Origin of the sequence: Acinetobacter yuyunsongii, from assembly GCF_041021915.1 — a bacterium.
In the GTDB taxonomy this organism is placed as follows: Bacteria; Pseudomonadota; Gammaproteobacteria; order Pseudomonadales; family Moraxellaceae; genus Acinetobacter.
Map to the genome: position 1 here is coordinate 2452471 of NZ_CP157435.1, position 16048 is coordinate 2468518.

Genomic DNA, 16048 nt, shown 5'->3' on the forward strand with positions numbered 1-16048 from the left:
CTATAGTGGCTTCATGCTATTTTTGCGGTCTTCAAAGTGTGGATTTTTTGGGACATGAATGGCTTTAATTCGTAAGCGTCGTTTAACTGAACAACAACAGCGTCGTATTGAGAAACAACACAAATCCCGTCAAGACGACATTGATACATCGCAAGATTTAGATGGGCTGGTTGTTCAGCATTATGGCCGTCAACTCGAAGTACAAGCTTTGTCCGTACCTGAACAGCATCCTGAAAAACCACAGGTGGCTGAGGGCGAACCTGAACCATTCTGGAAACCGATTGAACTGGACAGTATTTGGCGCTGTCATACCCGTACCAACCTAGAGTTGCTGGTGACAGGTGACCGTGTGAAATGGCAGGCCGACCCCAATACAGGTTTGGGGATTATCACCGCGATTTATCCGCGACAGTCGTTATTGACCCGTCCAGACCGCTATCACAAGGTCAAGCCTGTCGCCGCCAATATCAGCCTGATTTTGATTGTGTTCGCGCCCCTGCCTGAACCTGCTCCAACATTGATTGACCGTTATCTGGTCGCCTGTGCCGATGCCAACATTCCCGCCTTGCTGGTACTGAACAAATCAGACCTGCTCACTGAAAATGACCCAATTATGACCATGCTCAGTGAATATGAAGCTTTAGGTTATGAAACGCTCATTTGTCATGCACAAGGTGATTTATCCGCACTTTCCGCACGAATCGACAATGAAACCGTTGCGTTCGTTGGGCAGTCTGGGGTGGGTAAAAGCTCACTGATTAATACCATTGTTCCAGATGCGGCACAGAAGACCAATGTCATTTCCGAAAACTCGGCACTGGGACAACACACCACCACCTCAACCCGTTTGATTAAATTTGGAACAAACGGTGCACTGATTGACTCCCCAGGAATCCGCGAGTTTGGTCTGTGGCATTTGAGCCTGGAAAAGGTGCGAGCAGGTTTTCCCGAGATTGAAACCCATCTGGGCCATTGCCAGTTCCGTAACTGCACCCATAGCCATGAGAAAAATTGTGCCTTAAAACAGGCAGTTGATGCGGGCGAAATTTTACCAAGACGTTTGGACAGCTATCTACGCCTGATGGATGAAATTCAAGAAGCCCAGCAAAAAAGTTAGTTTTCTTGGGTTTTTACCCTTGAACTAACATTTTTGATCACCATAGAGATAAGTTATACTCAGGGTCAATTTTGATTTTAACTTTAGGTGACTTGTGGAACGCTGGTTAGAGTTTATGGGGAACCACCCCTTTTTGTTTGGTACGCTCGGCGTGCTCATCGTGCTGTTCTTCATTTTAGAGGGTCAGCGCAATGGTCGTAAAATTTCACCACAATCACTCGGTATTTTGGTCAAGGCAAAAAATGCCATGCTGATCGATCTACGGGATGCTAAGGATTTCCGTGATGGCCACATCAGTGGTAGCCGTAACATTCCATATAGCCAAATCACAAGTCATGTAGATGAATTAAAAGCAAGTGATCGTCCATTGGTATTTATATGTAACTTAGGTCAAGTTGCGGGTGCAGCATTACAAAAAGTTGCGCATGCAGATAGCTATCGTCTAGATGGTGGTATCAGCAACTGGAAAGCTCAAGGCTTACCCTTAGTTAAAAGTAAAACCAAAGCTTAAGGAGCAATAAGATGACAACTCCAAACGTCACAATTTATTCAACGCTGTCTTGCCCATACTGTGTACGTGCAAAACAATTACTTGAGCGTAAAGGCGTTGCTTATAAAGAAATTAATCTTTCCAACGAAGCCCCTGAAGTTCGTATTGAGTTAATGCAACGTACCAATCATCGTACTGTGCCTCAAATTTTTATTAAAGATCAATTTATCGGTGGTTTTGATCAACTTTATGCCTTAGAGCGTGAAGGTAAACTCGACCAATTATTAGCTTAACAACACACTCCAAGATTTAAGGAAAAACAATGAGCGAAGAACAAGTTCAACCACAACTCGCGTTAGAACGTATTTATACAAAAGACATTTCTTTTGAGGTTCCTGGTGCGCAAGTATTTACTAAACAATGGCAGCCAGAACTCAATATCAATTTATCTTCTTCAGCAGAAAAAATTGATCCAACACACTATGAAGTGTCTTTAAAAGTTGTGGTTCAAGCCACCAATGAAGGTGAGACCGCATTCATTGTTGATGTAACTCAATCAGGTATTTTCCTTATTGATGGTGTAGAAGAAGATCGCCTTCCTTACATCTTAGGTGCATATTGCCCAAATATTCTATTTCCATTCTTACGTGAGTCTGTAAATGACTTAGTCACTAAGGGTAGCTTCCCACAATTGTTACTTACACCAATTAACTTTGATGCTGAGTTCGAAGCAAACATGCAACGTTTACAAGCGGATGCTGATGCACAAGGTCAAGCATAATTACGCTGATCATAGTATTAAAAAAGGACTGATTTTCAGTCCTTTTTTATTGTCAAATAATCAATCGATAATTGTTCTAAAGGTCAAATTAACTCTAGGTGTGGTCACTTTCTTGGTTGGTGGTAAACGATGTAGCCAGTAGCTTTGAGTCGTATCTTTCATGACCAACAAACTGCCATGCTCTAAGTACAACTCGATTTTTTCCTTGCTATGTTTATGTTTAAATGCAAATTTTCTTTCTGCACCAAAACTGAGTGAAGCTATTGCACCATCTCTTTTAAGATCTGTTTCATCATCACTATGCCAAGCCATGCCTTCTTCACCTGTGTGATAAAGATTGAGCAGACATGAGTTGAATAGTTCACCTGTTAAACTTTCGACAAGTACTTTTAATTCGAGTAATTCTTTTGTCCAAGGCAATGCATATTTATTGATATTTGAATAAGTATATTCAAATGCCTGATCACCATACCAAGCCACTTTTCTTTTGGTAATGATTTTTCGCCCAAAAATGATTGCTTGATCATTTTCCCATGCAATATTTTGCATGAGCTTGTCAAAATAATCGTCTGCTCTCAAATTTGGAATCACTTTTCCATAATATTGAACAGTGCCTTGATAGGGTAAATAGTTATGACTTGGATCCGCATCAATATCAAATAGTTGCATGGGTATGTACACCCTCCCAAGCAATAATTGCCGTTTTTCTCAACTGTCCCCATTCATATCCGCCGAATGCACCTGTCGATTGAATCACACGATGGCATGGAATCAGAAAAGCAATCGGATTACTACCAATTGCGGTACCCACTGCACGTGCGGCTTTAGGATGATCAATCGATTTTGCAAGCTCTCCATAAGTCGTGAGTTGACCCATTGGAATTTTGAGTAAAGATTGCCAAACCTTCAACTGAAACGCGGTCCCTTTTAAATGTAATTTAATCTTGGCCAATTGACCGTGATCTGTCTGAAACAGGGCTAAAGCACTTTGTTGAAGTGAATCTGATTGAGCAATAAACATTGCTTTAGGAAATTGTGCTTTTAAATGCTGTAAAGCCTGTGTTGGGTTTTTTACAAATGTTAAAGCACAAATCCCCTTAGATGTTGAAGCAACTAAAACCTCACCGAATAATGTTTCTGCAAATTGATAAGAAATTGTTAAAGCTTCACCACCATTTTTATATTCAGCAGGCGTCATTCCTTCAATCTGAAGGAAAAGATCATGTAATCGACTGGTACTCGATAAACCTGTGGCAAAAGTCGCATCAAAGATACTGCCCTGTTGCTGCTTCAGAATCTGTTTTGCATATTCAATGCTGGTATATTGTAAAAATTTCTTAGGGCTCGTCCCCACCCATTCCGTAAATAGACGCTGAAAATGTGCTGGGCTCAAATGAATATGAGCTGCCACCTCTTCAAGTTGTGGCTGCTGCTGAAAATTTTGTTGAATATAAGCAATTGCTTGAGCAACTTTTTGATAATGTTGTTGTGAGGACATAGACCACCTCTCATCATTCACATTTTCACTGTATCAATTTTAAAATGCAGTGAAAATCTGAATCATGCTAAGTTTAAGTTTTTGTTTATCCTTCTCTCTGTACAAATAAAAAACTGCGCTCATTCAAGCACAGCTTTTAAAAGATAGAACATAAAATACTTTAGCTGATTACAAGGGATGACTCACCAATCATCTCGATGAGATTAATGTGTATAGTATTTATGTCCCTGATCACGTAACTCGGCAATTTTTTTGCCCTGTTTTTTTGCTTCATCTAATTTACCTGCTTGAACAAGTACTTTAGCCTTATCAATCTCAACAATAATTTGATCAAATAAAGCTGTTGAGGTCGGTACTTTGTCCGTTGTATTTACCGCTAATTTATATTGTTTTGAATGCGTTGCTGCATTACGCATATTATTTAAAGCAGTTGTCGCTGCTTGTGGATTTTTAGCTTGGTTAAACGCTTTATAGTTTTTACCTAAAGCTTCCATATCATCATGTAAACCCGCAGCCATAACGGTGCTGCTAAGGGCAAGAGAAGAAAACATAATCACGGTGGCTAAAGTTTTTTTAATCATCAAGATATCCTATCGAAAACTGTGGCTATAGATGGCTGATCAGAAGCAAAACTTATTGAACTCTGATTTGGCCGCATATATTGCGGCGCTGTTTTAGCATACATAAAAAATGCAACGATTTCGTTGCATTTTAATAAAAGTAAAACTGTTTTATTTACGACTTCTGTAGTAAAGCATCATGTATTGCTTCTACCAACTGTTGCGAAATCTCTTGCTTTGACGCTTTCTCTAACTCACGCTTTTCCATATGGTATGACTGAGCAAAAAATACTGTCATTGCATTTTCATCAGAAGCAAAACCAATATCAGGGCGTGATACATCATTACACGCAATCATATCGAGTTTTTTAGCAACCAATTTTCCTGCTGCATATTGCTCAACATTTTGGGTTTCAGCTGCAAACCCAACCATAAATGGACGTTGTTGTTGCTCTGCAATCGTCGCCACGATATCTGGGTTCTTCACCAAAGCGACTGCAAGTTCATCACCTGCTTTTTTAATTTTATGTTCTGCAACTTGAGCCACGCGATAATCAGCAACTGCCGCCGTCGCAATAAAAATATCACAACCTTCTTTAAGCTGACTCATACTAACATCAAGCATTTGCATAGCTGAACTGACATTAATCCGTTGTACACCATTTGGTGTATCTAAACTCACTGGACCTGCAACTAAAGTGACTTTTGCACCAGCTGCGTAACAAGCGGCTGCTAGTGAAAAACCCATTTTACCCGTACTGTGATTGGAAATATAACGAACAGGATCAATTGCTTCTCGTGTCGGACCAGCTGTAATAGTGACACGTTTGCCAGCCAATAAGCCAAATTTTTCAGCAATCGCACGTTGTGCTTTATGAAAATAAGCAGCAACTTGACGTGCTAAATCTTCAGGTTCAGGCATACGTCCTAAGCCGACATCACCACATGCTTGTTCGCCTGCATCAGGCATAATCACATGCAGGCCATCTTCAACCAAAGTTTGCAAATTACGCTGAGTCGCTTTCGCTGCCCACATTTGTTGATTCATAGCAGGTGCAATCCACACAGGGGCTTTCGTTGCTAAATATAGGGTGCTTAATAGATCATCAGCCAAACCATTGGCAAATTTTGCAATGCTGTCACAACTTGCAGGTGCAACGAGAATCAGATCAGCCCAACGTGCCAATTCGATATGTCCCATGCCTGCTTCTGCTTCAGGATTAAGCAATTCGGTATGTACAGGGTTTCCTGAAAGTGCTTGGAAAGTGAGCGGTGTAATAAATGCTTGTGCGCCGTGCGTCATTACGACACGAACATCGAAACCAAAATCTTTTAAACGGCGGACTAAAATCGCACTTTTATAGGCAGCAATACCGCCAGTAACCGCTAATATAATGTTTTTATGTGGAATAACACTGAGATCAAAGCTCACAAACAGGATACCTTACTGTTGCAGTGGCGCTCACAATAGCATTAAATACGGTCATACCCAAGTGATGTACTTGGAAAAATCATCATCATAAAAAAATTGTGTGAATAAAAATGAATCAATCAATAAGACAATCTATCAAAGCATGGCCTGAACAAGAACGCCCACGTGAACGCTTATTACTACAAGGTGCACAAAGCCTATCTGATGCAGAACTATTGGCTATTTTTCTACGCTCAGGCTCAAAACAACATTCGGCGGTGGAACTTTCTCGAATCCTGATTCAACATTTTGGTGGCTTGAATCCGATTTTTGATGCATCACTTGAAGACTTATCCCAATTTAATGGAATTGCTTCTACCAAATATGCCCAACTCATGGCAGTTAAAGAACTTGGACGGCGTTATCTACACAACTATTTTCATCAACAACGTTTATGTCTAGATACATCAACACTGGTATTGGATTATTTGCGCTACGAACTGCAAGGTGAAAAGCAGGAAGTTTTTGCTGTACTTTGTTTAGATGCTGAACTCAGAAAGCTCCATTTCAAAAAACTATTCTATGGTTCACATCATTCATGTAGCGTTTCGCTGAATCAAACCTTACGTTATGCCTTACAACAACAGGCTTGCCAAATCGTGGTTGCACATAATCATCCTTATGGTATTGCTCAACCTTCACCAGAAGATATTTATCTGACTCAGCAACTCAAACAAGCTTGTAAACTATTGGAAATTAATCTGATTGATCATTTTATTATTTCAGCAGAAGATCATTTTTCATTTTCTGAACAACAACTCCTCAACCCCACTAAAATCAAGTAATCTCATCTTGACAAAGCCCAAATCTAACCCGAACATCAACACATAAAATTAATGATTCAAATAACATGATTGTCCGTGATCAACCGAGTATTTTTAAAGTTTTATTCTCATGGCGCGGGACGATTTTGCCTAAAATTTTACCCTCGCTAGGATTTGTCATGCTTATCTCTGCCATTATTGGTGGTGTTGAGTATGTAGATCTGTATCGATTTCCAGAAATTCCTTTGGTAGGTTTTACACTGATTGGGGTTGTCCTTTCGATTTTTTTGGGTTTTAAGAATACAGCTTGTTATGATCGCTGGTGGGAAGCACGTAAGCTTTGGGGTGTTTTAATTGCAACTTCTCGTCATTTTGACCGTGACTGTCGTGTATTAACTCAGGCTCGCCGCGAACGTATTATTCAAAATGTAATTGTATTTGCGAATGTGTTACGCGACCGCTTACGTCACCAAACAGCAAATCCCACTGAACTTACAGAAACCAGTGGTCTAAGCCAGCAAGCACTCACTCAACTCTATCAACAACATAATGCACCACAATACACACTTAGCCTGATTCAATGGGAACTATTACAAGCCATGAAAGAAGGTGAAATATCAGATATTATTTATACTCAAATGAACCGCCATGTCGCGGCTTTAAGTGAAATGCAAACGGGCTGTGATCGTATTGCGAATACCCCGATTCCATTTGCCTACTCTGTTTTACTGAATCGCACTGTATATTTTTTCTGCTTTATGCTGCCGTTTAGTTTGGGATCTTTATTAGGTCTAGTGACCCCACTTTTAGTCGGAATTTTGGCTTATACATTTTTGGGGTTAGATGCTTTAAGTACAGAAATTGAAGAGCCATTTGGAACACAAAGCAATGACTTGCCTTTAGATGCGATGGTACGCTCAATTGAAATTGAGTTACTGGGAACATTAGGTCGCCCAACCCCTCCACCGATTCAAGCGCATGATCATAATTTATTGTAAATTATAAAGAGGAAACATTTATCGAGTAAAAGATTATTTCTTAAGTGTTATAATCAGACCATCTAAAATAGATAAAGTCATTCTTAAAATATTTCTCGATTAAAATGTTTTCCCATTCTTTAATATCTATACATGAACTATCAATATGAATATCGACATACGCTTTTTGAGCTTGAAGATGCTTCATAAAAACTACAGGAAAGTTTTCTTTTTCATATATATGAGTTGCTATTGTTCTCCCTAAGCCATCATCATCAAACTCATGCAATGACAGCTTATTTACCTCAGCAAAATCAATCAAATTAAAGTCTACACTTAAGATGACTTTGTCATCTCCACTCGGCCAAATACATGCCATACCAACCTCTATCTTGAAATAACTTCAAATATTTTTGAAATTTTACCTAAAGTTTTCCCAAACACCTTTTTGTCCTTCTTTAACTCTAGGTGTATTCCCCAGTTTAACCCACGGCATATTGTCGCCATGAAAATCACTGCCGATCGAAACAGCCAAATCAAACTGCTGAATCATTCGATCCACCATTTGACGTGTTGATGCCGGTTCTACACTCGGAGGAAGTTCAACAGCATCTCCACCCGATTCAGCAAATAATTCAATTAAATAACGAATATTGGTCGCTGATAAATCATATCGGGTTGGATGCGCTAAAACTGCGAAGCCTTGGCTGGCATGGATCACGTCAATCGTTTCTTTAAGCCCTAAACCTTCAAATTTCACAAATGCCTTTTTTCCTTCTTTAAGAAAACGGTCAAATGCTTGTTGTGGGCGACTGACAATATTTTTCTCTACCAATGTTTTGGCAATATGGGTACGGGTCACTCGGTCTGGATGTCCATCAACTTTGGCAATCACATCTGGGTAAATATCAAAATCAATACATTTCTCTAATAAGCTACAAATCACTTTCGCACGTTCAGCACGGACTTTTTTCTGATTTTCAAGCATTGCTTTTATAGGCGTCTCATCTTGCATATTCAAAGCAACAATATGAACACCATAACTCTTTTTAATATTTGGTCTTGACCATTGGCTTGATATCTCCACACCAGAAATGATTTTAATATCATATTCTTTAGCATGTTTCTTGGCACGACTTAAAGCATCCATCGTGTCATGATCTGTCACGGCAAGCATCTTTATTTTTAAGTCAACAGCCGCCTCTACCAGTTGTTCTGGAGAGTACGTACCATCTGAAATGTGGGTATGTGTATGTAAATCGACACCGAACATGGTTTGTATTATGCTATCTGACCTATTTCATCATCGTACTGTAACATGAAAGCGTTGCTCGACTATCTGCCGATTATTATCTTCTTTTATTTTTATAAAACCACTGATCCCAAAGATAGTCATCACCCTTTATTACAGTTGGTTGGTAGCGCAGGAAATACCGATCAAAATCATATTCTTGTGGCAACCTGTGCGCTTTTAATTTCAACGCTTGTTGTTTACGGTTGTTTGTTCTTTTTCCAGAAATTTAAACTGGAAAAAATGCAATGGTTTATTGTTGTCATGTCGGTGATTTTTGGTGGAATCACACTCGTATTCAGTGATGTGACCTACATTAAAATGAAAGCAATCATCATCAATATCGGTATTGGAATAGGTTTTTTAGTTACCCCATTATTCAATAAAGAACGTACCCCGATTATTAAAAAGCTTCTTGGTTCATTACTCGAGTTAAGTCATCAAGGCTGGATGAGATTGAACTTAGCGTGGTGTGGACAATTCTTTTTGCTTGCCGCTTTACATTTTTTCTTTGGATTCGTCTATATGCAAGGCAAATATTGGGGCGAATTCACGGCTTTCGGCGATATTATCGTTTCTATCAGTTACCTTGCTGCTATACTATTTTTCTTAAGAAAGCATTTTAAAACCACCGACTGAATTTTGAATCATTGAGCGACTGCCATGCCTTATTTTGTCCTAACCTGCACTGATCATGAAGGTACCTTAGAAAAACGTTTAGCAACTCGTCCACAACATATTGAACGATTGCAAAAGCTAGATGATGAAGGACGTTTAATTGCTGCTGGCGCTCATCCTAAAGATCCAAATAATCCACAAGCAGGTTTTTTAGGCAGTACGATTATTGTTGAATTTGACACGCGTGAAGCGCTAGATAGCTGGATTCAGGAAGAGCCTTTTTTAAAAGAAGGAATTTACTCAAATATTGAGGTAAAGCCTTTCAACAAAGCTTTTCCAAAAGGGTAAATCATGCACTTTGCAGCCAAAAGCTTTTTCGCCTTATGCTTAATGAGTTCATCAGTCTGGGCTGTTGAACCAACACCAGCTATTGCACCGACAACAACTGTTCAAGCTAAACCAAACTCAACAACAGCTTCCACCCCTGTTACTACGGCAACTGCTAAGCCCTTAACTGCTGAACAAATTGCAAAGGCTAAACAGCAACAAGAAGCAAAAGTCAAAGCATTGGTTCAAGATCAAGCCAATCGCTTAAAACAACTTGAAAATGCCAATCTTGAAGCGCTCTCGCAAAATCAAGAATTACAACTCAAAAATGACAATCTTACTGTTCAGATTCAAGTTTTACAAAGTGAGCGCAGTGCTCAAATGTTCTTGTATGGTGCTATGACCATTGCAGTTGGTGTCATTCTAGGTTTCTTTATTGCGAGCTATGTCTACACCAAACGTCGTCGCCAGTGGTAACAATATAATTTTTATTTATGTCTCATTCATCAAAATTACAAACTGCTGAATTAGATTGGGAAATAGTCGATGGCATCGAAATTCCTATTTCTAAACAATTCGGTGATGTCTACTTTTCTAAAGACAATGGTTTGCTTGAAACCCGACATGTATTTTTAAATGGCAATGATTTAACCGAACGCCTCTCTCAACTACACGATTATCAATATTTCTGTGTAGGTGAAACTGGTTTTGGTACAGGACTCAATATTTTGACCCTGTGGCAACTCTGGCAACAAGTTCGCTTAGATAATCACAGCCATTTACATGTTGTCAGCGTTGAAAAATTTCCATTAAATAAAGCCGATTTAATCCGTGCACTCAATGTTTGGACAGAGCTCAAACCTTTAGCAGAAAAATTGATTCAGCAATATCCCTTGCCAATCGCAGGTTGTCATCGCTTAAGTTTTCCTGAAGAACGTTTTAGTATTGATTTATGGCTAGGGGATGCTCAGGATATTTTTCCAACGATCCCTAAAATCCAAGCAGTGAATGCATGGTTTTTGGACGGTTTTGCTCCATCTTGTAACCCAGATATGTGGCAAGCAAATGTCTTAGATCATATGGTGCGTTTATCTGATTTTGGAACAACTTTCGCATCCTTTAGTGTCGCAGGCATATTAAAACGTGGGCTTAAACAACACGGTATTCAAATCAGCCGTCCACGAGGTTTTGGCCATAAACGAGAAATGCTCAAAGCGATTTGGCTAAATGCTTCACAAGAAGAAAAAGACACCGCCGATTCGAAGCAAGACATAACGATTCAAAATGAATCTGAAATAACAAGCTCAGCATCTGTACAGCGACATATTGCGATTATTGGCGCAGGAATCGCAGGTTTAAGCTCAGCATGGGCATTTGCTCAACGAGGACATCAAGTTACGATCTACGAGCAAAATGAGCCGCTTTCAGGAGCATCTGGCAATCCCTTGGCATTGCTCAATCCAAAACTATGCCCAATTGAACAGGCGCATGAACACTTAATGACCTTGAGTTGGCAACATGCGTTGAATTTTTATCCTCGTTTTAAGGCATTTAGACCGATTCAAGTAGAGCAAATTGCATTAAAAAATGCAGATGAACTGCTAGGACTGGTTGAGCAATATCCTGAAAACGTTTTAACTACAAATACAACACTTGAATGCCTTTCTGAAACAGAGCTTCCAAGTCTGACCTTACATCAAGCTGGCGCAGTTTCACCACATCAATTACGTGATGAGATTTTACAACATGCTAATATTCGCATAGAAAAAGCAAAAATTTCTCGATTAGAGTCGACTGATAGCCAAGTTACACTCTGGCAAGACCAACAAAAAATTGCCATAACGGATCATGCGATTGTCTGTTGTGCTAAACAAAGTGCTGAACTCATCGAAAACTATCCAGTCTTAAAGCCAATTCGAGGACAAGTCAGCTGGGTTGAGAATAGCCAGCGGCCTTTAGCACTGGATCAAGCTTATAGTTATGGTGGCTATTGCATGCAACTGGATGCTTCACAGTTAATTCTGGGTGCATCTTTTTATCCCAATCGGGATGATGCAGAAGTGCTAACTGAAGATCATGTGCATAACTACGAACTTATCCACAGTGTCTTCCCTCAATATGCAGAACAACTTCCAAAGCTGGAGACTTGGCAAGGAAGAGCATCCGTCCGCGCACAAAGTTTAGATTATTTCCCCTTAGTTGGGAAAATACAAAATCTTGATCAAATCTATACTTTTGCTGGTTTAGGATCAAAAGGTTTCTTATTTGCGCCATTATGTAGTGAAATCTTAGCAGCATTAATTTTAGGTGAACTTTGCCCAGTTCCTCAAAGTTTATTGGATAAATTAAATCCACAAAGATTTCAAAAGAAATTAAAAGCTAAAAAACCTTATTATTCTGGGTAAATTATTATTTTAGTTGTTCATTCTTTAAATTTGCCAAAATACCTAAGTATTTTGGCAAATTTAACTGATCTATGCGCCTTGTTCTAAAGCTAAGCCAGCATCACGTGCTGCACGTGTACCGCCCATCAATACAACATATTCACGAGAATCATCAAAACCTTCTAAAAGCTCTGCTGCGCGTGGTGCTTTACTACCACCTCCACATAAAATATAAATCGGCTGATCCGCTGCAACCTGAGTCAAACTATCCGCATTAATTTCAGCAATTGGACGATTCAACGCCCCTTTGACGTGTGCCTCTGCATAAGCTTTAGCATCTCGGACATCCCAAATGACTGCGCCTTCTGGGAACTCAAATGTTGTAATTTCTTGTTTACGGATCATTGTGCACTCCTTTGATGTAAACAACACTTGGCAAATGAAGAAAACACCCTTAGCATCTCAAATATTCTTTCCCTTTGTAAAGGTCTAACCATGCCTTCTTTTGATATTGTTTCTGAATTAGAGTTATTTGAAGTCAATCATGCTGTACAAAATACAGAAAAAGAGATTGCAACACGTTTTGACTTCCGTGGACAAGACGTTTCAATTGAGTTAAATGAAAAAAATAAAGAAATCAAAATCTCAACTGAAAGTGACTTCCAATGTGAACAAGTCTATACCATGCTTGAAAATCACTTCTATAAACGTAAGATTGATGTACAAGCTTTAGATCCACAAAAAGCCACTGCTTCTGGTAAAAATGTAGTCCAAGTGATCAAGCTGAAAGATGGACTTGACTCAGATACCGCAAAAAAAATTAATAAAGCCATTAAAGAAAGTGGTATCAAAGCGCAATCTTCTATCCAAGGAGACAAAATCCGTGTCACAGATAAAAAGCGCGATACATTGCAACAAGTCATGAACTTTTTACGTGAACAACAATTTGGTCTACCACTTCAATTTAATAATTTCAAAGACTAAGCATTAGGTTCATTATGGCAAAAGATAACCGTCTTTATACGCTGGTTAAAACCACGTCTAAATTTCCAAAAAGTATCCGTAGTACGCTATGGAGTAAAGCTTTTGGTCGTGTTGTTCCTATGGTTGGAACAGCAAATATTCGTTATTTAGAAGTTGATAAAAACCATGTCACTGTGCGTATTGAAAACCAACGTAATATGCAAAATCATATTAAAGGGGTTCACGCAGCAGCAATGGCGTTATTAGCAGAAACTGCAACGGGCTTTTTAACGGGCTTACATATCCCAGATGATCGTATCTTGTTAATTAAATCATTGCATGTTGACTATTTAAAAGTTGCTCAAGGCGGTTTAACAGCAACTGCAAAATTATCAGCAGATCAACAAAAGTTTATTGCGGATAATGATAAAGGCGAGTTATTAATTCCTGTGACCGTCATTGACGATTCTGGTAACGAACCAATTCAATGTCAGATGCTTTGGGCTTGGCTACCAAAACGTAAAAAATAGTCTTAGATTGAAGATAAAGCCCAATAAAATTTGGGCTTTATTGTTTTATCAGCTTGCTAAAAAATCTTGCTTAATTTGTTCTGAGATTTGTCGTTTATTACCATTCACGTCAACAGCAACAAATGTAAAAACACCTTGAGTAACTCGAATCGGATCACGCGAATTGTCGTGACTATTCCATACCTCGATTTGCACCTGTACGGAAGTATTGCCGACTTTCAAAATTTTAGTATAGCAACTAATCACATTTCCAACCTTAACAGGCACAAGGAAGGTCATTTCATTAATTGCAATTGTTGCACATCGTCCCTTGCTCAAACGCTCAACATGAATCGCTCCTGCGAGATCCATCTGAGATACAATCCATCCTCCAAATACATCACCACTCCAGTTTGTATCTGCTGGCATAGCAATATTCTGTAAGGATAAAACCCCTTCTGGATGATTTGAACGTTCAGTCATGTTAATGTCCTTGATGTTGCTGTAATTGCTGATTTAACCATTGCTGTAGCTCTGGTGTACGTAATGCACCACTTATTCTGGCCAATTCAGTCGTCTTATTCATTAAGACCAAAGTCGGAATACTGCGGACATTAAATGCAGCACTTAAACGCGGGTTTGCTTCAGTATCAATTTTAGCAAACACGACGTGAGGATTATGTTTGGCAACCTCAGCAAAATGAGGTGCCATCATTTTACAAGGATTACACCATTCTGCCCAAAGATCGATGAGTACAGGTAAATCTGAATGACTAATGAAATGGCTAAAATTTTGCTCATTTAATTCAATTGGCGCTAACGTTAATAATGGTTGATGGCATTGCCCACAGTTTGGATGAACTGCTAATTTTTCTTCAGGTACACGATTTTTTGCACCACAGGATGCACAGACAATGATCATTTACATCACTCCGATATGTTGATGTAAAAATTCTAATTGGGTTGTGACTGCTTTTTCAAACCAAGAACCGTGATAAATATCAAAATGTTTCATTTCCCACTCATGATAGCTTACAAATGGTGCAATATTTGTAGCGGCTTCACGACTAGATTCAATTGGAATCAAAGAATCATGTTTCGCAGCAATAAACAAAACAGGGATATTAATTTTGCGTACAAATTGAATTGGACGATAGCGCATTAAATTAAAAAATACACGTGCAGGAACTTCACCACTCCAATAATAGTCAGGATTTACAATCGAATGATAACCATAATAACTATCGGAGGTCGGTAAAAAGCATAGTTTATGCTGATCCACAACCGGCAAAGTCTTAGGTACTAAGCCCATCTTAGACCCCATGTAATCCTGACTAGAACGCTTCAAAGCCTCTGGATAACGCTGTAATGGGTATAATTTTGCTGTTTCAGCACCATCAACATAAGGCACTTGTACCATCACGGCCTGAATATTTTTAAGGTCAGTGGCTAAACTAAGCGCATATCCACCGCTTAGAGAAGTTCCCCATAAAATAATACGTCGACTATCAATCAATTTGCAATTCGAAGCATATTGAACAATGGTTTTCCAATCATCTAGTTGAGCACCAAGTGAAACCAATTCACGCGGTTTTCCTGTGCTCCCCCCCCAATAGCGATAATCAAATAAAATGACAGCATAGCCAGCTTTAGCGAAACGTTGTGCATACTGAACTAACTTAAATTGGCGTAATCCAGCAAATCCATGTGCCATAAGAATTACAGCAGGTTTAATATTGGTCTTCGGTAGGTAGAAATCTGCTGCTATGGTTTCTTCGCCACTAGGAACATACAACGGCTCAACTGTATAGGTGTGCATGCGCGCTCCAATGCTTTATCTTATTACTTATCATCATTTATTTGCTACAGACATTTAAACTCAAGATCAAGCTTAATGCTATGATAGAGCATAAAATGTTTTGTTTATTTTTGGAGTGACAAGATGTCAGAAAATGTTGGTTTTGCAGGTCAAATCGGCCCTGAGCATATAGATCAAGTTGTCGAAAAAGGCTTCAAATCTATTATTAATAATCGTCCAGACATGGAAGGTGGTTCTGAACAACCTACAAGTGCACAGATTGAAGAATCAGCTCGTAATGCTGGTCTAGATTATGTTTACCAACCAGTGGTTGCAGGTCAAATCACAGAGTTAGATGTTCGTACATTTGCTAATCACTATAACGAATTGCCAAAACCTATTTTAATGTTTTGTCGTACAGGTAATCGCTCCAATAACCTATACCAATTAGCGAAGCAGATGGATTTGTTGGAGGATTAATAAAAAATCTTCAAATAAAA

The 16048-nt window shown here is 39.1% G+C and carries 23 protein-coding genes; 13 read left to right on the forward strand and 10 right to left on the reverse strand.

Annotated elements, in window-relative coordinates; all coding sequences use genetic code 11:
- Positions 1-58 precede the first annotated feature (58 nt).
- The 4 genes from rsgA (at position 59) to secB (ending at position 2388) form a co-directional block, all read left to right on the forward strand.
- Positions 59-1117, forward strand: coding sequence for a ribosome small subunit-dependent GTPase A (rsgA, locus tag ABLB98_RS11735; RefSeq protein WP_348883093.1), 1059 nt, complete (start codon positions 59-61; stop codon positions 1115-1117).
- Positions 1118-1211: 94 nt separating this feature from the next.
- Entirely contained in the window at positions 1212-1628 is a 417-nt protein-coding gene (locus ABLB98_RS11740) for a rhodanese-like domain-containing protein (RefSeq protein ID WP_286803290.1), read from the forward strand.
- A gap of 11 nt (positions 1629-1639) precedes the next feature.
- Positions 1640-1900 carry a glutaredoxin 3 gene (gene grxC / locus ABLB98_RS11745; RefSeq protein ID WP_087545584.1) on the forward strand — a complete coding sequence of 87 codons (261 nt, stop codon included), beginning with the start codon at positions 1640-1642 and terminating at the stop codon, positions 1898-1900.
- 29 nt (positions 1901-1929) lie between these two features.
- Positions 1930-2388: a protein-export chaperone SecB gene (secB, locus tag ABLB98_RS11750; protein WP_005164288.1), complete on the forward strand. Its 459-nt coding sequence runs from the start codon at positions 1930-1932 to the stop codon at positions 2386-2388.
- 60 nt (positions 2389-2448) lie between these two features.
- Here secB and ABLB98_RS11755 read toward each other — a convergent pair whose 3' ends face one another.
- The 4 genes from ABLB98_RS11755 to coaBC all read right to left on the reverse strand — a co-directional run bounded on the left by ABLB98_RS11755 (position 2449) and on the right by coaBC (position 5878).
- Positions 2449-3057 (reverse strand): alpha-ketoglutarate-dependent dioxygenase AlkB, encoded by a 609-nt coding sequence (locus ABLB98_RS11755; protein WP_348883094.1) that lies wholly within the window; start codon positions 3055-3057, stop codon positions 2449-2451.
- Positions 3044-3886 carry a methylated-DNA--[protein]-cysteine S-methyltransferase gene (locus ABLB98_RS11760; protein ID WP_348883095.1) on the reverse strand — a complete coding sequence of 281 codons (843 nt, stop codon included), beginning with the start codon at positions 3884-3886 and terminating at the stop codon, positions 3044-3046. Before ABLB98_RS11760 ends, ABLB98_RS11755 begins: the two co-directional genes overlap by 14 nt.
- A 203-nt stretch (positions 3887-4089) precedes the next feature.
- Positions 4090-4467, reverse strand: a complete 378-nt coding sequence (locus tag ABLB98_RS11765) for a cytochrome b562 (RefSeq protein ID WP_087545579.1) — start codon at positions 4465-4467, stop codon at positions 4090-4092.
- A gap of 154 nt (positions 4468-4621) precedes the next feature.
- The gene (coaBC, locus tag ABLB98_RS11770) at positions 4622-5878 is read right to left on the reverse strand and encodes a bifunctional phosphopantothenoylcysteine decarboxylase/phosphopantothenate--cysteine ligase CoaBC (protein ID WP_348883096.1); all 1257 of its coding nucleotides are present in this window, start codon (positions 5876-5878) and stop codon (positions 4622-4624) included.
- Positions 5879-5988: 110 nt separating this feature from the next.
- On the opposite strand from coaBC, the gene radC reads away from it, so the two are divergent.
- Together radC and ABLB98_RS11780 are read left to right on the forward strand one after the other, a co-directional pair.
- Positions 5989-6702, forward strand: a complete 714-nt coding sequence (radC, locus tag ABLB98_RS11775) for a DNA repair protein RadC (RefSeq protein WP_087545575.1) — start codon at positions 5989-5991, stop codon at positions 6700-6702.
- A 65-nt stretch (positions 6703-6767) separates the two neighbouring features.
- Positions 6768-7679, forward strand: a complete 912-nt coding sequence (locus ABLB98_RS11780) for a bestrophin family protein (RefSeq protein WP_004664130.1) — start codon at positions 6768-6770, stop codon at positions 7677-7679.
- Between the two features lie 40 nt (positions 7680-7719).
- Here the strand turns inward: ABLB98_RS11780 and ABLB98_RS11785 are convergent, their stop codons facing one another.
- Both ABLB98_RS11785 and ABLB98_RS11790 read right to left on the reverse strand, forming a co-directional pair.
- Positions 7720-8037 carry a hypothetical protein gene (locus ABLB98_RS11785; RefSeq protein WP_005164271.1) on the reverse strand — a complete coding sequence of 106 codons (318 nt, stop codon included), beginning with the start codon at positions 8035-8037 and terminating at the stop codon, positions 7720-7722.
- Between the two features lie 42 nt (positions 8038-8079).
- Positions 8080-8931 (reverse strand): PHP domain-containing protein, encoded by an 852-nt coding sequence (locus ABLB98_RS11790; RefSeq protein WP_249570992.1) that lies wholly within the window; start codon positions 8929-8931, stop codon positions 8080-8082.
- 45 nt (positions 8932-8976) lie between these two features.
- Here ABLB98_RS11790 and ABLB98_RS11795 point away from each other — a divergent pair, with 45 nt between their 5' ends.
- Genes ABLB98_RS11795 through mnmC form a run of 4 tightly spaced genes read left to right on the forward strand, consistent with a single transcriptional unit; the run spans position 8977 to position 12299 of the window.
- Complete coding sequence (locus ABLB98_RS11795; RefSeq protein WP_004664925.1) at positions 8977-9588, forward strand: septation protein IspZ; 612 nt, start codon at positions 8977-8979, stop codon at positions 9586-9588.
- 24 nt (positions 9589-9612) lie between these two features.
- A complete protein-coding gene (locus tag ABLB98_RS11800) occupies positions 9613-9915 on the forward strand; it encodes a YciI family protein (RefSeq protein ID WP_005164260.1) in 303 nt (100 codons plus the stop codon).
- A 3-nt stretch (positions 9916-9918) separates the two neighbouring features.
- Positions 9919-10371: a hypothetical protein gene (locus ABLB98_RS11805; protein ID WP_087547713.1), complete on the forward strand. Its 453-nt coding sequence runs from the start codon at positions 9919-9921 to the stop codon at positions 10369-10371.
- 17 nt (positions 10372-10388) lie between these two features.
- Positions 10389-12299 carry an FAD-dependent 5-carboxymethylaminomethyl-2-thiouridine(34) oxidoreductase MnmC gene (gene mnmC / locus ABLB98_RS11810; RefSeq protein WP_249570990.1) on the forward strand — a complete coding sequence of 637 codons (1911 nt, stop codon included), beginning with the start codon at positions 10389-10391 and terminating at the stop codon, positions 12297-12299.
- Between the two features lie 69 nt (positions 12300-12368).
- On the opposite strand, the gene ABLB98_RS11815 is transcribed toward mnmC, so the two are convergent.
- Positions 12369-12683, reverse strand: a complete 315-nt coding sequence (locus ABLB98_RS11815) for a rhodanese-like domain-containing protein (protein ID WP_087547715.1) — start codon at positions 12681-12683, stop codon at positions 12369-12371.
- Between the two features lie 90 nt (positions 12684-12773).
- Between ABLB98_RS11815 and ABLB98_RS11820 the strand changes: the two genes are divergently transcribed.
- Both ABLB98_RS11820 and ABLB98_RS11825 read left to right on the forward strand, forming a co-directional pair.
- Entirely contained in the window at positions 12774-13262 is a 489-nt protein-coding gene (locus tag ABLB98_RS11820; protein WP_004655922.1) for a YajQ family cyclic di-GMP-binding protein, read from the forward strand.
- Positions 13263-13276: 14 nt separating this feature from the next.
- Positions 13277-13771 (forward strand): DUF4442 domain-containing protein, encoded by a 495-nt coding sequence (locus ABLB98_RS11825; protein ID WP_348883097.1) that lies wholly within the window; start codon positions 13277-13279, stop codon positions 13769-13771.
- Positions 13772-13819: 48 nt separating this feature from the next.
- Here the strand turns inward: ABLB98_RS11825 and ABLB98_RS11830 are convergent, their stop codons facing one another.
- From ABLB98_RS11830 to ABLB98_RS11840, 3 genes are read right to left on the reverse strand one after another with little or no spacing between them, the layout of a single operon-like run.
- Positions 13820-14233, reverse strand: coding sequence for an acyl-CoA thioesterase (locus ABLB98_RS11830; protein WP_005164249.1), 414 nt, complete (start codon positions 14231-14233; stop codon positions 13820-13822).
- A gap of 1 nt (position 14234) precedes the next feature.
- Complete coding sequence (trxC, locus tag ABLB98_RS11835) at positions 14235-14672, reverse strand: thioredoxin TrxC (RefSeq protein ID WP_087547717.1); 438 nt, start codon at positions 14670-14672, stop codon at positions 14235-14237.
- Complete coding sequence (locus ABLB98_RS11840; RefSeq protein WP_004664939.1) at positions 14673-15569, reverse strand: alpha/beta hydrolase; 897 nt, start codon at positions 15567-15569, stop codon at positions 14673-14675.
- Positions 15570-15692: 123 nt separating this feature from the next.
- Here ABLB98_RS11840 and ABLB98_RS11845 point away from each other — a divergent pair, with 123 nt between their 5' ends.
- The gene (locus tag ABLB98_RS11845) at positions 15693-16028 is read left to right on the forward strand and encodes a TIGR01244 family sulfur transferase (protein WP_348883098.1); all 336 of its coding nucleotides are present in this window, start codon (positions 15693-15695) and stop codon (positions 16026-16028) included.
- Positions 16029-16048: the final 20 nt, after the last annotated feature.

Excerpts from the sequence above, each read along its gene's own strand:
- grxC (WP_087545584.1), top strand. The coding sequence starts at position 1,640 with ATGACAACTCCAAACGTCACAATTTATTCAACGCTGTCTTGCCCATAC.
- ABLB98_RS11845 (WP_348883098.1), top strand. The coding sequence starts at position 15,693 with ATGTCAGAAAATGTTGGTTTTGCAGGTCAAATCGGCCCTGAGCATATA.
- rsgA (WP_348883093.1), top strand. The coding sequence starts at position 59 with ATGGCTTTAATTCGTAAGCGTCGTTTAACTGAACAACAACAGCGTCGT.
- ABLB98_RS11785 (WP_005164271.1), bottom strand. The coding sequence starts at position 8,037 with ATGGCATGTATTTGGCCGAGTGGAGATGACAAAGTCATCTTAAGTGTA.
- ABLB98_RS11840 (WP_004664939.1), bottom strand. The coding sequence starts at position 15,569 with ATGCACACCTATACAGTTGAGCCGTTGTATGTTCCTAGTGGCGAAGAA.
- ABLB98_RS11815 (WP_087547715.1), bottom strand. The coding sequence starts at position 12,683 with ATGATCCGTAAACAAGAAATTACAACATTTGAGTTCCCAGAAGGCGCA.
- ABLB98_RS11805 (WP_087547713.1), top strand. The coding sequence starts at position 9,919 with ATGCACTTTGCAGCCAAAAGCTTTTTCGCCTTATGCTTAATGAGTTCA.
- ABLB98_RS11790 (WP_249570992.1), bottom strand. The coding sequence starts at position 8,931 with ATGTTCGGTGTCGATTTACATACACATACCCACATTTCAGATGGTACG.
- ABLB98_RS11755 (WP_348883094.1), bottom strand. The coding sequence starts at position 3,057 with ATGCAACTATTTGATATTGATGCGGATCCAAGTCATAACTATTTACCC.
- ABLB98_RS11760 (WP_348883095.1), bottom strand. The coding sequence starts at position 3,886 with ATGTCCTCACAACAACATTATCAAAAAGTTGCTCAAGCAATTGCTTAT.
- ABLB98_RS11820 (WP_004655922.1), top strand. The coding sequence starts at position 12,774 with ATGCCTTCTTTTGATATTGTTTCTGAATTAGAGTTATTTGAAGTCAAT.
- ABLB98_RS11795 (WP_004664925.1), top strand. The coding sequence starts at position 8,977 with ATGAAAGCGTTGCTCGACTATCTGCCGATTATTATCTTCTTTTATTTT.
- ABLB98_RS11765 (WP_087545579.1), bottom strand. The coding sequence starts at position 4,467 with ATGATTAAAAAAACTTTAGCCACCGTGATTATGTTTTCTTCTCTTGCC.
- trxC (WP_087547717.1), bottom strand. The coding sequence starts at position 14,672 with ATGATCATTGTCTGTGCATCCTGTGGTGCAAAAAATCGTGTACCTGAA.
- radC (WP_087545575.1), top strand. The coding sequence starts at position 5,989 with ATGAATCAATCAATAAGACAATCTATCAAAGCATGGCCTGAACAAGAA.
- ABLB98_RS11830 (WP_005164249.1), bottom strand. The coding sequence starts at position 14,233 with ATGACTGAACGTTCAAATCATCCAGAAGGGGTTTTATCCTTACAGAAT.
- ABLB98_RS11825 (WP_348883097.1), top strand. The coding sequence starts at position 13,277 with ATGGCAAAAGATAACCGTCTTTATACGCTGGTTAAAACCACGTCTAAA.
- secB (WP_005164288.1), top strand. The coding sequence starts at position 1,930 with ATGAGCGAAGAACAAGTTCAACCACAACTCGCGTTAGAACGTATTTAT.
- ABLB98_RS11800 (WP_005164260.1), top strand. The coding sequence starts at position 9,613 with ATGCCTTATTTTGTCCTAACCTGCACTGATCATGAAGGTACCTTAGAA.
- ABLB98_RS11780 (WP_004664130.1), top strand. The coding sequence starts at position 6,768 with ATGATTGTCCGTGATCAACCGAGTATTTTTAAAGTTTTATTCTCATGG.
- mnmC (WP_249570990.1), top strand. The coding sequence starts at position 10,389 with ATGTCTCATTCATCAAAATTACAAACTGCTGAATTAGATTGGGAAATA.